Genomic DNA, 14,058 nt, shown 5'->3' on the forward strand with positions numbered 1-14,058 from the left:
CCCGTGACGACAGCCGTGCACCTGGATCCGGACCGCCTGTGGCGGCACGGCCCCGGCAAGTCGGCCGCGGTCGCCCCGGTGCGACCGGGACCCGAGGCCGATTCGTCGGGCGGCCTCGGCCTGCGCCCCGCCCTCGAGGAGGACACCGCGCCGATGGACGCCGTCAGAGCGGCCCTGGCGGAGCTGACCTACCCCGCGCGCGCCGCGGCCGGGAGCGTGGGCGACCCGGCCGCGGTCATCGGCGCCGCGCTGCGCGTGCACCGGCTGGAGCCGCACGGCGAGTACGCCTTCCACTCGTCGCACCCGTCCGTGCGGGCCAAGTACCCCGTGGTGGTGCGGGACCGGAGCCGAGGTCTCGTCTTCGATCCGTGGTCGTGGCGGTGGTGCGCGGACCCGGTCGGCGCGGATCGACACGGTCCACGGTTCCGGCTGCAGGTGCGGACCGAGCACCTTCCGCGGTTCTACGGCGGTCTTCGCCCGATCCTCGGGGACCTCGAGCAGGGCGTCACCCTGCGCCACCTCGCGACGGTGGCGGGCGCCGTCGGCCTCGAGCTGGTGGCCACCGAGGGGGCCCGGGACGGCGTCGCGTTCGACCTCGTGCCCGGCTCCGCGGACCCGGCCGGCTCCGCGGACCCGGCCGGCGCCGCGGACCCGGCCGATGACGCCGCGAGGCCGGGCGTCGACGCGCCCACGTGGGGACGGATCCTCGAGCGGCGCAGTGCCGGGCGCATGCCGCGCGGCCTGCCCGGGGCCCTCCTGTCGGCGTCCCGGGGCCTGCGGCCCGACGAGTCGGCCGCACTGGCCGCCGCACTCGGCGGCACGGTGCCCCTTCCGGGGCCGCCCGTGGTCGGGATGCACACCCTCCATCGGCGCGGCGACCGGTGGCACCGCGATGACGGCGCCCCCGTGCCGGCGGCGGCGATGGCCGAGGTCCTGGCCTCGCACGGTCTGCCCAACGCGCCGCGCAACGGCGCGTACCTCGAGCGCGCGGAGTTCCTCGCATTCGCGACGGCGGATCCCGACGCGATCGCCGCGGAGTGCGGGACGGAGGCGGTACGGCTCGCCCTGGTCCGGGCCGGGTGGCTGATCCAGGGCCTGTCCTATCCCGCCGCCGCGTGCGGGCGGGTGTGCCGGCCCACCCGCAGTTTCGACGACCCCGCCGTCACCTCGCTCCTCGGGCGGCCCCGTCGGGAACACGTGCTGCTCGCCGCGGTGATCGGCGTCTCGCCCGCGACGGGGATCGAGGTGCTGCTGTGACGCGGACGCGTTCCGGTGCGGCGCTGGAGGACCGCACGGCGAGCACCGGGGTCACCGCGGTGCACCTGCACCTGCCCTATTTCGATCCCGCCCTCGAGGATCGAGCCGTGGCGGAGCTCGCGCGCGACCTGCCTGTGGCCGAGTGGTTCTACCTGCGGTACTGGCAGCGTGGGCCGCACCTGCGAGTGCGTGCGCTGACCCCGGCCTGCGGCGATCGCCTGTGGCGCGCGACGGTCCGCGCCGCCGCGGTGGCGGGCCGGGCGGCGCGGCCCCAGCGCGCGCTCGATCAGGCGGGGTACGCCGCAGCGGTGGCCGAGACGGCCGCGGCGGGGGAGGCCGGGCGACCGCTCGAGGTGCTCGACCTGCTGGCCCCGGGCTGTTACCCGTGGGTGTACGTGCCGGAGTTCGACAGGTACGGCGGACCCTCCGTCCATCCCAGCGTCCTGGCGTACTTCGCGATCTCCTCCGGTCGCGCCGCGTCGATGGTCGGCCGGGTCGACGCGGGCATGGCCGCCGGGGGCGTTCCGGCGAATCATCGCCTCAGCGCGGCTCTCGATGAGGTACTGCGGTTCGTGGTGGACCTGACCGCGGAGTGGGGGAGCGACGAGGCCCATCGGACGGTCCTCGCCGGCCACCGCTTCTGGTCCGAACGTGCCACACCGCAGGGGGTCCCGGAGGCCCGGGTGGTGGACCGGGCGCGGGCGGTCCTGGACCGGCTGGCGCGCGCCGGTGCGCCGGGGCCGCTCCGGCGCGGCTACGGCCGCGCACCCGCGCTCGCGCGGGCGCTCGCCGACCTGCCCGCGCAGCAGCGGTCGCGGGTCCTGGTGTCCGTCTTGCACACCCACGCCAACCGGCTCGGCTGCGGCGGTCCCGCCGAGGCCCTGGTGTACGCGATCGCCCTGGAGGCGTTGGAGGAGTGGATCCGATGAAGTACGGAGTGTCGTTCCTGCCGGACGTGGGCCCGGGGGACCTGTCCGGCGCCGACTACTACCGCCGCGTGCTCGCACTCAGCGAGGACGCGGACCGCCGGGGCCTCGAGTACGTCAAGATGACCGAGCACTACCTGCACCCGTACGGCGGATACTGCCCCAGTCCGTTGGCGTTCCTGTCCGCGGTCGCGGCCCGGACCAGCCGGATCCGCCTGATGACGGGGTGCGTGCTGCCGGTCTTCCACCATCCCGTGCAGTTGGCCTCGGAGGCCGCGCAATTGGACGCCATCAGCGGCGGGCGTGCGGAGGTGGGTTTCGCCCGCGCCTACCTGCCCTACGAGTTCGACTGCTTCGGCGTCGAGCTGACGGGAAGCCGGGATCGCTTCGACGAGGCGGTGGCCACGGTGATCGAGCTGTGGGAGGGGACCTCGGTCACCCGGCGCAGCGAGTTCTTCGACGTGGTCGACGCGACGGTCCTGCCCCGTCCGACCGCGGAGCGCGGCATACCGTCGTTGATCGCCGCAGTGCGGACTCCCGAGAGTTTCCGCCGGATCGGGGAGAACGGCCACGGACTACTGGTCACGCCGGGCGGCCTGGAGGCGCCCGCGGAGCTGGTTCGGCGGTACCGGGAGGCCTTCGTCGCGCGGCGCCCGGCCGTGCCCGAACCGCGGGTGGTGGTGAGCCTGCCGCTCCTGGTGAGCGACCGGGACGAGGACGTGGACGCCGCCGACGCCGCACTGGAACGGTACCTGCGGGTCTGGACCGACGCGGTCTCCGCGTGGGACCGCCGATCGTCCGCGGACTATCCCAGTTACACCGGAATGGCCCGGTACCTCGAGATGATGAGCGGTACCCAGTTGCGGTTGTCGGGGTCGGCGGTCGTCGGGACGCCCGACGAGGTGCTGGCGCAGATCGTCGAGACCGACGAGCGGTTCGGCGGCCTCGACGCGATCCTCTGGCAACTGGACTACGGCGACCTGCCGGAGCCACTCGCGCGCCGCAGTCTCGAACTGTTCGCCGAGAACGTGCGCCCGCGCCTGCCGGAGCACCTGCGATGAGCGTCGGGGGCGGGACGCGCCCGCCTCGGCAACGACCGATGAAGGAGACTCGGATGGACGATCCATTGATCGCGGACGATCCGTTGATCACGACCGGGGTGTCGATGGAACGGGGCGGCCGCACCGTGGTCGACGGGGTGAGTTTCCGGGTCCGGCCCGGCGAGGTGGTGGCACTGCTCGGCTCGAACGGGGCCGGCAAGACGACACTGGTGGACGGGATCCTCGGCGTCACACCGCTCGCCGCCGGTTCCGTCACCATCCACGGCGACCCGCCGGCCCGAGCCCGGCACAAGCGCACCGTCGCGGCCTGTCTGCAGGACGGCGGGCTGCCGCACGACCTATCGGTGTCCGACGCGGTGGGGTACTACGCCGCCGTCGCGGGCACGGAGCTCGACGGCCCGCGGTTGCTCGACCGGTTCGGCCTGTCCGGGGTCGCGGATCGGAAGGTCGCCGTGCTCTCCGGCGGCGAGCGGCGTCGGCTGCAGGTGGCGCTCGCCACGGCCCGCGAGGTGGGGCTGCTCATCCTCGACGAGCCGACGGCGGCGCTCGACGTCGACGCCCGCGCCATGATCTGGACCGAGCTCGTGGACCACGTGGCGTTCGGGACCGGGGCGCTGCTGTTCACCACCCACCTGGTGGAGGAGGCCGAACGGTACGCGGATCGCGTCGTCTTCCTGCAGGACGGTGGCGTCGTGCACGACGAGACGACCGCCGCGCTGCGCGCTCGGGTGGAGGGACTCGTGGTGGTTCGGGCGCGCAGCGTCGTCGGCGCCACCGCACTCCCGGAACTCCCCGGCTCGGAGGCGACCCGCATCCGCGGCGGCATGCTCGAGTGCCATACGCGCGCGGGCGCCGAGGCGGTGTCGGCGCTCACCGCCGACCCGCGGTTCACCGCGGTCCAGACGACCCCCGCCACGCTCGAGGACGTGCTCTTCGGGCGTCACCGCAGTGAAGGAGCCACCGCATGACGGATTCGACGACCCGCGCGGTCCCGCCGAGCACCGGCCGACGCCAGTTCGCGACGTGGGTGCGGCTGGACCTGCGGCGAGCGGCCCGGGACGGGAGGTTCCTGGCGTTCTCCGTGGCGCTCCCGGTGCTGATGTTCCTGGTGTTCGGCCTGCGCGACGACGTGGTGGGCTACCGCTACCCGGGCGGCAATGCGACGGCGTACGTGATGATCTCGATGGCGGTGTTCGCCGCAGCGATGTCGGCGACGGCGGCCGCGGCGCGGATCGCGACCGAGCGGTGGCAGGGATGGGTGCGGCAGGTGCAGGTGCTGCAGCCGTCGCTGCACCGGTACGTCGCGGTGCGGATCACCGTCGCGGCGGTCCAATCGCTCGCCGCGGTGGTGGCGATGTTCGTGGTGGGCGCCGCACTCGGCGCGCGCGGCGACACGTCGATGTGGTTCCTGTCACCGCTGATCGCGTGGGCGTCGTCGGCGGTCTTCGCGGCCGCGGGCATCGCGATCGGGCTGCGGATGCGATCCCAGAACGCGATGCAGATCGCCGGGCCGGGGCTCGCGCTCCTCGCGGCGGCGGGCGGGCTGTTCGTGCCCATCGATTCGGGCCCGTTCGCCGTGTTCTCGCAGTTCACGCCGATGTACGGGATGGGGGCGCTCGCCCACCTCCCCCTCACTCACGGCGATCCGACGGTGCCGATGATCAACACTCTCGGGTGGGCGGCGATCGCGGCGGTGGCGGCGCTGTGGTCGGCGCGCGGGCTGGACAGCCGCGCCGTGGTCTGACCCGGGCTACGACCCGGGTCACATGGGGTTGCCGCCCCACACGGTGACTCCTACAGTTCTTACTCGTGCGAACGAGTGACCCGGCGGCGCCGGGCGGGACCTCCTTCTCGGCCGCGTTGCGGGAGCTGTTCGTCCTGGCGGGAAGCCCGTCGTTGCGGACCACTGCCGGGAAGATCGGGACCGCCCGCGGTGCCCGGATCTCGGCGCAGCGGATCTCGGACTGGCGCAACGGCAACCACCTGCCGAAGGACTTCGCGACGATCGAGCCGCTCCTGCTGTGGCTCACGATGCGGGCGCGTGGCCGGGACCAGGAGGACCCGTTGCTGTCGATCGAGGGCTGGCGTCGGCTCTGGGCGGCCGCTCGCGAGGGTGTGGTGCCCGACAGCCCCGTTGCGGTCCCGTATCCGGGCACGGCGCCGATGACGGCGGCCGATGCGGTCCGGTTCCACGGGCGCACCGCCGAATGCGCCGCGCTGACCCGAATGGTCGAGGCGTGCCGGGACAGGCCGCCCGCCGAACGCGTCGTGCTCGTCACCGGCCCGTCCGGCTCGGGCAAGTCGTCCCTGGTCGGCGCCGGGCTCCCGCCTGATCCGGCGGCGGACCGGACCCTGGTGCTGGACGATTTCGCAGAGGTCCTCGCGGGGGGTGCCGTCCCGGAGGAGCAGGTGCTCGCCGACCTCGTGGCGCGGCTCGAGGCGACCGACTCCACGGCGGTGCTCGTCGTGCGCTCGGATCACCGCGCCCACGCGGCCCGTCATCCCGTGCTCGCCGCCGCGCTCGGGGAACGGGAGCTGCGGCTGGGCCCGCCGCCGGCGGCGGGACTGACCGAAGCATGTACCGAGCCCGCCCGGTCGGCCGGGGTGAGGACGGACGCGGGGCTGGCCGATCTGCTGATCCGCGACGTCGGCCTCGGGGATTGCGACCCGGTCGGCGGTGCCTGCTCCGACGGTCTCCGTGCCGGCCGGCTGCCGCTGTTCGCGTACTGCCTCCGCGCGCTGTGGGATCGGCACGCGGGCAATCGGATCACGATGGAGGACTACCGCCAGGCCGGGGGCGTGGCCGGGATGGTTGCGGATCTGGCGGAGTCCGCGTGGGCGGGCCTGGCACCCGCCGACGCCGAGAAGGCCCGCGGCATTCTGCTGTCGATGGTCTCCATCGGGGCCGAGGACCGCGAGTACGCCGCTCCGGGTGCGTTCCTGCTCCGTCGTCGCCGGTACGACGAGGTGGTCGCCGCCGCGGGCGGGGCCGCGGTCGTCGAGGAACTGGTTCGTGGGCGCGTCCTGGTGGCGGGGCTCGCCGACGGGTACGGGATGCTCGAGATCGCGCACGAGGCGCTGGTCGGGTCGTGGCCGCGGATGAGGGACTGGCTCGGCACCCACGCGGTCGCGATCGAGCAGCGCGACATCGTCATCCACGCGGCACAGCGGTGGGTGGGAGCGGATCGGTCGCCCGGTCTGCTGTACTCGGCCGCGCAGCTCGCGGCATCGGGGCACCAGGGCGGTACCGGAGAGGCGATCCTGCCGGGTGCGGCCCGGGAATTCCTCGCCGCGTCGCGGCGCGCGGCGCGGCACACGCGGCGAATCCGTCGGACCCTCGCCGCCGCCGCAGTCGTCCTGGTCACGGGCCTCGCTGTCCTGACCGCACTCGCCGTCGACGACCGTATCGAGCTCCGTACCGACCGCCGCGCCGCGGACCACGCCAGGATCTCCGCGGCGAGCGATCGGCTCCTCGATGCGGATCCCGCCGCCGGAGGCCGCCTCGCCGTCGCGGCGCGCGCGCTCGCCCCCGACGATCCGGCGGGAGCGGGGCGCGTGCTCACCGCATCCCTGCGCCCGCTCACCGGCGTGACCGAGGCCCACACGGGTCCCGTCTACGGCGTCGCGTTCGCGCCGGACGGCCGGACCGTGGCGTCGGCGGGCAATGACGGCACGATCCGGTTGTTCGCCCGCGAGGGGAACCAGGCGCTCCGCCCGCTCGGCAACGTGTCCGGGTTCGCCCGGTTCGTCACGGCGGTCTCGTATCCGGCCGCTACGGTGCTCCTGGCGGCGGACGGTGCGGGGCACGTCACGCGGTGGGACGTGCGAGATCCGCAGCGGCCGCGCGAGACGGGCCGGATCGCAGTCGGTGCCGGCGCGGCGTACGACGTCGCGCCCACCGCCGACGGTGCGCTGGTCGCGGCACCGTCGGACGATGGGACCGTGACCCTGGTCGACCCCCGTGGCCCGGACCTGCGCGCCGTCGGCGTGATCCGGGCCGACACCGGACCACTGCGCGCGGTCGCGGTGTCGCCGGCGGGGCCGATCGTCGCCGCCGGGGGAGAGCACGGCGGAGTGACCCTGTGGGACGTCGCCGACCCCGGCGCGCCGCGCCCGGTCGGAACGCCGGTGCAGGATCTGGGGGCGACGGTGCACGCACTCGCGTTCAGCCCGGACGGCACCCGCCTCGCGGTCACCGGGGACGACGGCCCGACCCTGCTCGTCGACCTGACGGGACCGGCGGGGGCGCCGCCGCGGACGGTGCGTCCCGTGGGGAGCGCGGGGGCGTCGTGGTCGGTGCGCTTCGTGCGCGAGGGGGCGCGCCTCCTACTGGTCCGCGCGGCGGTGGGGCAGCTGCAGCGGTGGGACGTCACGGACCCGGACGATCCGCGCCCACGCGATCCCCTGCCGCAGGGCACGGGCGCCGACCGCCGGGTGGCCGCCGCCGCGGTGTCGGCGGACGGCGCGATCGCGGCCGGCGCCGCCGACGGCACCATCCGGGTGTGGCCCGCCGCCGAACCGCCCGAACGCCAGGAGGGCGGTATCGCCCGCGTCGCGGTGGCGGCCGTACCGGCGGGCTGGGTGGCCGCCACCGCCGGCACCGTCGATGCGTCGGTACGGCTGTGGCGCCCCGATGCCACGGGCCGTCCGCGGGATGCGGGGGCCGTGGCCCTCGACCGGCCCGGAGCGCGCGTGGCGTTGCGCTCCGACGGGGCAGTGCTCGCGACGGCGCGCGCCGGATCGGGCCGGATCGACCTGTGGAACACGCGGGACCTGCGCCGACTGGCGTCGATCCCCGTCGGGACGAGGTACACCGACGCGCTCGTGTTCACGCCGGACGGTCAGTGGCTGATCAGCGGGAACACCGACAGCTCGCTCCGCGCGTGGCGCGTTCCGGACCCGGCGCAGCCGATGGGCGGCGAACCCGAGCACCGGGGCCTCGGTGGCTGGCCGTCCGCGCTCATCACGTCCCTGGCCGCCACCGACGATCGCGTGGCGGTGGGCACCGACGACGGGCGCGTGCGGCTCACCGCGTTCGACCGGCCCGTCCCCTCGGACATCGGCCGGTCGGGCGGTCCGGTGGCGGCGCTGGCCTTCTCCGGAGCGGATCACCTGCTGATCGGCGCCGAGAACGCGGAGCTGTGGCGGTTCGGCGGTGCCGCTTCCCGCCGCGTCGACATCGCACTGGGTGGTCCGGTGATCGCCGCCCAGACGCGCCCCGACGGCACCGTCGTGCTCACCACCGAACTCGACGGCGTCACGATCGCCGACCTGCACGGCGACGTTCTGCGGCCCGTCGCGACCGGGGTCGGGACGGGCACCCGGCTGCGGCCCTGGGCCGCCGAGGTCGACGGGCCGGACGGCCGTCGGCTGCTCGCGTTCGACCGCGCCTCCGGCGCGCCGCTGCTCGCCGATCCCGATCCCGATCCCGCGGCGCGGGCGGTCTGCGCGCAGACGCCCGGCGCGCTCGAACCCGACCGGTGGGAGCGGTTGCTGCCCGGGGTCGCGCCGGTCCCCGGCTGCTGAGCCCGCCTCGGGCCGTCGACTAGCGTGGAGTGGTGACCGAATACAGCTTCACCGCGGCGGGCGTGGCGGGCGTGCGGACCGTCTCCGACGAGGGCGGCGCCGTCCTGACGGTGCCGGTCGACGTTCGATGGTCCGATATGGACGTCTACCAGCACATCAACAACGCGCGCATGGTGACGCTGCTGGAGGAGGCGCGGATCCCGCTGCTGTTCGCGCCGGACGCGCCCACCCGTGACCTGCTCGAGGGGTTGCTGCTCGCCAAGCTCGAGGTCGAGTACCGCGGGCAACTGCGGCATCAGGATTCGCCGCTGCAGGTAACGGTGTGGACGTCCGCCGTGCGGGCCGCGGATTTCGTGGTGCACCACGAGGTCCGGCCCGCGGGCGCCGCGCTCGACACCGCGCCGGCCGTTGTCGCGCAGGTGCGGCTCGCCGCGTTCGACGTGGCGGAGCAGCGGGTGCGCCGCCTGTCCGGAGAGCAGCGCGACTACCTGAAGTCGTTCTCCCGGTGAGCGACCGGAGACTGACGGTATCGGGCGCGAGTCGGCGCTCGAACCTCGCGGCCTTCGTCACGCGCCTGCTGCGCACCGACGACTCGGCCGTGATCCGCGTGCGGCGCCGCGACGAGCAGCACGTGGAGGTCTGGGGGAGGACGGGCTTCGGAGTGCTCGCGGTGCGGGTCCTGACGGGGGCCGTCGCGCCGGAGTCGCTGGTGTGCAGCGCCGCGACCGTGCTCGACTCCCTGCGCGCGGCACCGTCGGACGAGGGCGGCTACGTGGACGTGGGCTTCGCGCTGGACTCGGCGTGGCGCGGCGCGTTGCCGCCGGTCGCGGGTTTCGCGCACATCGACGAGGTGCCGGCGCAGGCCTTGCGCGCCGTCGCGGCGCGCGGCGTCGAGGTGGGACGGGAGGCGGGTGGTCCGGCCGGGCCGCCGGCGTCGTTGCTGGACTCCGAGGTGATCAGCGTGAGTTCGGGGGAGACCACCGTCCCGATCGCGCTGCGCACGGCGTTCGCGCTGGAGGCGATGGGCTTCGCCGCCGACGGTGCCGACGAGCCCGTCCGCGTGTCGGCGTCCGCGACGTGGGTGCGGGTGGACGCGCGGTACGGATCGCTGTATCAGCGGCGTGAGGTGGGGCCGGGCCTACTCGTCTGAGTCGCCGTCCGCGCGCGTCGAGGCCTCGTAGAGCTGGGCGGTCCGGTTCTGCTGCGCCAGCCGGCGCAGCGTCTGCAGGACCTTGTCGGAGAGCACGGTGCCGACGATCGCCGTCCGCAGCGCCTCGGCGTCGTCCCCGGTGAGGGTGTCGAGGTCGGACGCGGCCACCGTCTCCGCGGCGTCGGCCCAGCGTTCCAGGGTCTCCCGGCCGCCCACCTCGCACGTCTCGGCGAGTGCCTTGAGCTGCGCGCCGAGCTGGGGCAGCAGCACGTCGCCATCCTGGATCCGCCAGCCTCGCTGTTCCACGAACTCGGTCGCCAGGTCGGTCCACTCGGCGTCCTCGTCGAACTGCGCGGCATCCATGAGCGCCTCCTGCGCGACCCCGAGCAGCTCGTGCCGCGGCACCGTCGGGCTGTCCAGCGCGTCGATCACCCGCCGGACCTGGGCGAGGGAGAGGCCGCCGGAGTCGACCAGCGCGCGGATCAGCCGCACCCGATCGACGTGGGCGGGCCCGTACTCGGACTGTGTCCGGGTGACCGGCTCGCCGGGCGCGAGCAGCGACTCGCGGAGGTAGTACTTGAGCGAGGCGGTGCTCACGCCGGTCTCCGTGGAGAGTTCCGACAATTTCATCCCTCGATCTTGACACGGGATAGCTTCACTCTCCAATATGGGTAGTGGCACTATCCAAGCTGGCTCCGGCAGGGAGAGATTCATGAACCACGATCTGCAGACCGACACCCACGACGGCGACCTGGTGGTGTTCCTGCTCGGCATGCGCCCGCGGCGCACCTGGCGCGTGGGGCAGGCGGCGTTCGTCGGGCGCTCCCTGCGCAGGATGCAGGCCGAGATCGAGCGCGACCGCAAGCGCGGCGGTGCGCTCGGCTACCTGGGCGGATTCAAGGCGATCGCGCCGGGCGGGCCGCTTCTGGTGCAGTACTGGCGCAGCTTCGAGGAACTCGAGACGTATTCGCACTCCACCGATTTCGCGCACCGGCCGGCGTGGCTGCAGTTCTACAAGATGGCCCACGCCGAGGGCCGCTCGACCGTCGGCATCTGGCACGAGACCTACCGGGTCCCGGCCGGCGCCCACGAGTCGATCTACGCGGACCTGTCGGCCCCGGTCGGGCTCGCCGCCGCCGTCGGGGCGCAGCCCCTGGCCCGACGCGGCCGGACGTCGCGGGAGCGGATCGGCGCCTGAGGCGCCGGCGCCGCCCGATGGCGCGTCGTCGTCAGGCCAGCCAGCAGGCCGCGTTCGGGGGCAGCAGACCGTCGACCAGCGGTGCGCTGGCGAGGATGACCTCGCCCCCCGGCAGGTCGACGGGATCGTCGGAGGCGTTGAGCACGCAGGTCAGGCGGCCGTCGACCCGGCGGAACGCCAGCACGCCCGGGCGCGGAGCGCCGTACCACTCGATCGCGTCGCCGCGGAACTCCGGCCGCATGCGCCGCAGCTCGATCGCGGTGCGGTAGAGCGTCAGCGTCGAATCGAGGTCCTCGAGCTCCGCCTCCGCGGTGAGGTCCTTCCAGTCGTCCGGCATCGGCAGCCAGGTGTCCGGATCCGTCGAGAAGCCGTACGGCGGAAGGGTTCCCTGCCAGGGCAGGGGCACGCGGCAACCGTCGCGGCCGCGTTCGGCGTGCCCGGAGCGCTCCCACGTGGGGTCCTGCAGCGCCTCGTCCGGCAGGTCGACGTTGGGTAGGCCCAGCTCGGAGCCGTTGTACAGGAACGCCGTACCGGGCAGCGCCAGCTCGACGAGGATCATCGCCCGCGCCCGTGCGACGCCCAGATCCCCGCCGCCGTACCGCGTGACCTCGCGGGGAACGTCGTGGTTGGACAGCGTCCACGTGGGGATGCCGTTGACCGACTCGACCGCGATCAGTGAGTTGTCGATCGCCTCGCGGATCTCCCGCGCGTCCCACTCGGCCTCCGCCAAGCGGAAGTTGAAGCCCAGGTGCAGCTCGTCGGGCCGGATGTACTCGGCGAACCGGTCGTTGTCCTTCACCCAGATCTCACCGACGGTGACGCGTCCCGGGAATTCGTCCATCACGGCGCGGATGCGCCGGTGGATCGCGTGCACGCCGGGGTCGTTGAACCGCAGGTCGTTCTCGTCGTTGTCCATGATCTGGTTGTTCACCAGGTCCATGTCGGGCAGCCCTGCCGGCTTCGACATCCCGTGCGCGACGTCGATCCGGAAACCGTCCACCCCGCGGTTCAGCCAGAAGCGCAGCGTCTGCGCGAGGTCCTGGAAGACCTCCTCGCTGTGCCAGTTCAGGTCGGGTTGCTCGGGGGCGAAGATGTGCAGGTACCACTGGCCCGGCGTCCCGTCGGGCTCGGTGACGCGGTGCCACGCCGGGCCGCCGAAGATGCTGGGCCAGTTGTTGGGCGGCTCGTCACCGTGCGGGCCACGGCCCTCGCGGAAGACGTAGCGCTCGCGCTCCGGGCTGCCGCGGCCCGCCGCCAGCGCGGCGCGGAACCAGGGATGCTGATCGGAGGTGTGGTTCGGCACCAGGTCCATGGTCACCCGGATCCGGTGGGCGTGCGCCGCCGCGATCAGCTCGTCCATGTCCTCGAGGGTCCCGAACAGCGGGTCGATGTCGCGCGGATCCGAGACGTCGTAGCCGTGGTCGGCCATCGGGGAGCGCATCACCGGAGAGAGCCACAGTGCGTCCACGCCGAGCAGCTCGAGGTAGCCCAGCCTGTCGATGACGCCGCGCAGGTCTCCCACGCCGTCGCCGTTCGAGTCGGAGAAGGAGCGCGGGTACACCTGGTAGAAGATCGCGTCCTTCCACCACGGGGCGTCGGTGTAGTGGGGCGTGCGGACGGGTGGCGTCATCTCACTCCTCAAGTCATCCGCCCATGGGGGTGTTCACGAGCATCTGTGCGGCCATCTCACAGTAGTTCCTGAGCTGCTGCTTGCGATCGGGGCTCATCCGCGCGTCGTCGATCGAGGCGATCGCGGTGTCCATGCAGCGCAGCCACGCGTCGCGCTCGATCTCGGTGATCCGGTAGGGCACGTGCCGCATCCGCAACCGCGGGTGTCCGCGCTGCTCCGAATAGGTGCGCGGACCGCCCCAGTACTGCTCGAAGAACATCCGCAGACGGATCTCGGCGGGGCCGAGGTCCTCCTCCGGGTACAGGGGGCGCAGCAACTCGTCGCGCGCGACCTCCTGGTAGAAGCGGTGGATCAGCTCCTGGAAGGTGTCCGCGCCGCCGACGGCGTCGTAGAAGCTCTGCTGGTCGGGCGTGCTCACCCTCCCAGTCTCGCACGGGCTCGGCGGCCGGCCCGGACCGGCAGCACGGCGCCACGACGGTGGTCGTGGCCCGCGCAGTCGCGCAGTCATCGTGCGATCCGCGGACGGCGACGGGGATCGCGGAAGCCGAGCAGGTCACCTCTCGTTCACCGGTTGTGTGCCGACTCGCCGCAGGAAATGCGCGGAAATCACCGTGCGGATCGCGGTCGTCCGTGGTGCACTACTAGAGGCGGACGACCCGACCGGACCCGGCGGGTCGGCGCGAGGGTGAGGAGAGTCGATGAAGCGATCGCACGCCGCGGGTGCGCCCGCGATGGCCGCGCTCGCCAGCGACACCCCGCCCGGTGGATCGGTGTGGGGCAAGCGCCGGGTGCTGCTGCTCAACGCCACCTACGAGCCACTGACCGCGATCTCGATGCGGAGGGCGATAGTCCTCATGCTCAGGGATAGGGCCGATGTGGTCCACGACGATCCGAACGGTCCGCTGGTGCATTCAGCGGACCGTTCTCTGTCTGTGCCCTCGGTGATCCGGCTGCGCACGTACGTCCGGGTGCCGTACCGGGCGCAGGTGCCGATGACCCGGGCGGCGCTCATGCATCGCGACCGGTTCCGCTGCGGCTACTGCGGGGGCAAGGCCGACACCATCGACCACGTTCAGCCGCGCTCCCGGGGCGGCGCCCACGGGTGGGAGAACTGCGTGGCCTGCTGCGCCCCCTGCAACCACCGCAAAGCCGACCGGCTGTTGTCCGAAATCGGCTGGAAGCTCCGCACGGAACCGCGGGCACCGCAGGGCCGGCACTGGCGGTTGCTGTCGACCCTCAAGGAGGTCGACCCGATGTGGAGTCGGTATCTCGACCTCGATGCGGCATAGGCTAAGTTGTTCTGCAGACCG

At 73.5% G+C, this 14,058-nt stretch carries 13 protein-coding genes; 10 read left to right on the plus strand and 3 right to left on the minus strand.

What is annotated here, in order from left to right; genetic code table 11:
* The first annotated feature begins 3 nt into the window (after window positions 1–3).
* The 8 genes from ABZX10_RS02640 (at window position 4) to ABZX10_RS02675 (ending at window position 9,920) form a co-directional block, all read left to right on the plus strand.
* The gene (locus tag ABZX10_RS02640) at window positions 4–1,257 is read left to right on the plus strand and encodes a hypothetical protein (protein WP_355534250.1); all 1,254 of its coding nucleotides are present in this window, start codon (window positions 4–6) and stop codon (window positions 1,255–1,257) included.
* On the plus strand, window positions 1,254–2,186 hold the full coding sequence (locus ABZX10_RS02645; protein ID WP_355534252.1) for a lantibiotic dehydratase C-terminal domain-containing protein: 933 nt from the start codon (window positions 1,254–1,256) through the stop codon (window positions 2,184–2,186). The genes ABZX10_RS02640 and ABZX10_RS02645 overlap by 4 nt, the downstream gene beginning before the upstream one ends.
* Window positions 2,183–3,244: an LLM class flavin-dependent oxidoreductase gene (locus ABZX10_RS02650; RefSeq protein WP_355534255.1), complete on the plus strand. Its 1,062-nt coding sequence runs from the start codon at window positions 2,183–2,185 to the stop codon at window positions 3,242–3,244. Before ABZX10_RS02645 ends, ABZX10_RS02650 begins: the two co-directional genes overlap by 4 nt.
* A gap of 53 nt (window positions 3,245–3,297) precedes the next feature.
* The gene (locus ABZX10_RS02655; RefSeq protein WP_355534257.1) at window positions 3,298–4,212 is read left to right on the plus strand and encodes an ABC transporter ATP-binding protein; all 915 of its coding nucleotides are present in this window, start codon (window positions 3,298–3,300) and stop codon (window positions 4,210–4,212) included.
* Window positions 4,209–4,988, plus strand: a complete 780-nt coding sequence (locus ABZX10_RS02660) for an ABC transporter permease (RefSeq protein WP_355534259.1) — start codon at window positions 4,209–4,211, stop codon at window positions 4,986–4,988. Before ABZX10_RS02655 ends, ABZX10_RS02660 begins: the two co-directional genes overlap by 4 nt.
* 65 nt (window positions 4,989–5,053) lie before the next feature.
* Entirely contained in the window at window positions 5,054–8,770 is a 3,717-nt protein-coding gene (locus ABZX10_RS02665) for a hypothetical protein (protein WP_355534261.1), read from the plus strand.
* Between the two features lie 71 nt (window positions 8,771–8,841).
* The gene (locus tag ABZX10_RS02670) at window positions 8,842–9,279 is read left to right on the plus strand and encodes a thioesterase family protein (protein ID WP_355534834.1); all 438 of its coding nucleotides are present in this window, start codon (window positions 8,842–8,844) and stop codon (window positions 9,277–9,279) included.
* Window positions 9,276–9,920, plus strand: a complete 645-nt coding sequence (locus ABZX10_RS02675) for a hypothetical protein (RefSeq protein ID WP_355534263.1) — start codon at window positions 9,276–9,278, stop codon at window positions 9,918–9,920. Before ABZX10_RS02670 ends, ABZX10_RS02675 begins: the two co-directional genes overlap by 4 nt.
* Here the strand turns inward: ABZX10_RS02675 and ABZX10_RS02680 are convergent.
* On the minus strand, window positions 9,909–10,550 hold the full coding sequence (locus ABZX10_RS02680; protein ID WP_355534265.1) for a MerR family transcriptional regulator: 642 nt from the start codon (window positions 10,548–10,550) through the stop codon (window positions 9,909–9,911). The two genes, ABZX10_RS02675 and ABZX10_RS02680, sit on opposite strands and share 12 nt — an antisense overlap.
* An 82-nt stretch (window positions 10,551–10,632) precedes the next feature.
* Between ABZX10_RS02680 and ABZX10_RS02685 the strand changes: the two genes are divergently transcribed.
* A complete protein-coding gene (locus tag ABZX10_RS02685; protein WP_355534267.1) occupies window positions 10,633–11,118 on the plus strand; it encodes a DUF4188 domain-containing protein in 486 nt (161 codons plus the stop codon).
* A gap of 31 nt (window positions 11,119–11,149) precedes the next feature.
* On the opposite strand, the gene ABZX10_RS02690 is transcribed toward ABZX10_RS02685, so the two are convergent.
* Complete coding sequence (locus ABZX10_RS02690) at window positions 11,150–12,748, minus strand: glycoside hydrolase family 13 protein (RefSeq protein ID WP_355534269.1); 1,599 nt, start codon at window positions 12,746–12,748, stop codon at window positions 11,150–11,152.
* A 13-nt stretch (window positions 12,749–12,761) separates the two neighbouring features.
* Window positions 12,762–13,166 carry a globin gene (locus ABZX10_RS02695; protein ID WP_355534271.1) on the minus strand — a complete coding sequence of 135 codons (405 nt, stop codon included), beginning with the start codon at window positions 13,164–13,166 and terminating at the stop codon, window positions 12,762–12,764.
* 313 nt (window positions 13,167–13,479) lie between these two features.
* Between ABZX10_RS02695 and ABZX10_RS02700 the strand changes: the two genes are divergently transcribed.
* A complete protein-coding gene (locus ABZX10_RS02700) occupies window positions 13,480–14,037 on the plus strand; it encodes an HNH endonuclease (protein ID WP_355534836.1) in 558 nt (185 codons plus the stop codon).
* Window positions 14,038–14,058 lie beyond the last annotated feature (21 nt).

This window comes from Tsukamurella sp. NPDC003166 (genome assembly GCF_040611135.1).
In the GTDB taxonomy this organism is placed as follows: Bacteria; Actinomycetota; Actinomycetes; order Mycobacteriales; family Mycobacteriaceae; genus Tsukamurella.

Excerpts from the sequence above, each read along its gene's own strand:
- ABZX10_RS02650 (WP_355534255.1), top strand. The coding sequence starts at position 2,183 with ATGAAGTACGGAGTGTCGTTCCTGCCGGACGTGGGCCCGGGGGACCTG.
- ABZX10_RS02655 (WP_355534257.1), top strand. The coding sequence starts at position 3,298 with ATGGACGATCCATTGATCGCGGACGATCCGTTGATCACGACCGGGGTG.
- ABZX10_RS02660 (WP_355534259.1), top strand. The coding sequence starts at position 4,209 with ATGACGGATTCGACGACCCGCGCGGTCCCGCCGAGCACCGGCCGACGC.
- ABZX10_RS02680 (WP_355534265.1), bottom strand. The coding sequence starts at position 10,550 with ATGAAATTGTCGGAACTCTCCACGGAGACCGGCGTGAGCACCGCCTCG.
- ABZX10_RS02685 (WP_355534267.1), top strand. The coding sequence starts at position 10,633 with ATGAACCACGATCTGCAGACCGACACCCACGACGGCGACCTGGTGGTG.
- ABZX10_RS02690 (WP_355534269.1), bottom strand. The coding sequence starts at position 12,748 with ATGACGCCACCCGTCCGCACGCCCCACTACACCGACGCCCCGTGGTGG.
- ABZX10_RS02700 (WP_355534836.1), top strand. The coding sequence starts at position 13,480 with ATGGCCGCGCTCGCCAGCGACACCCCGCCCGGTGGATCGGTGTGGGGC.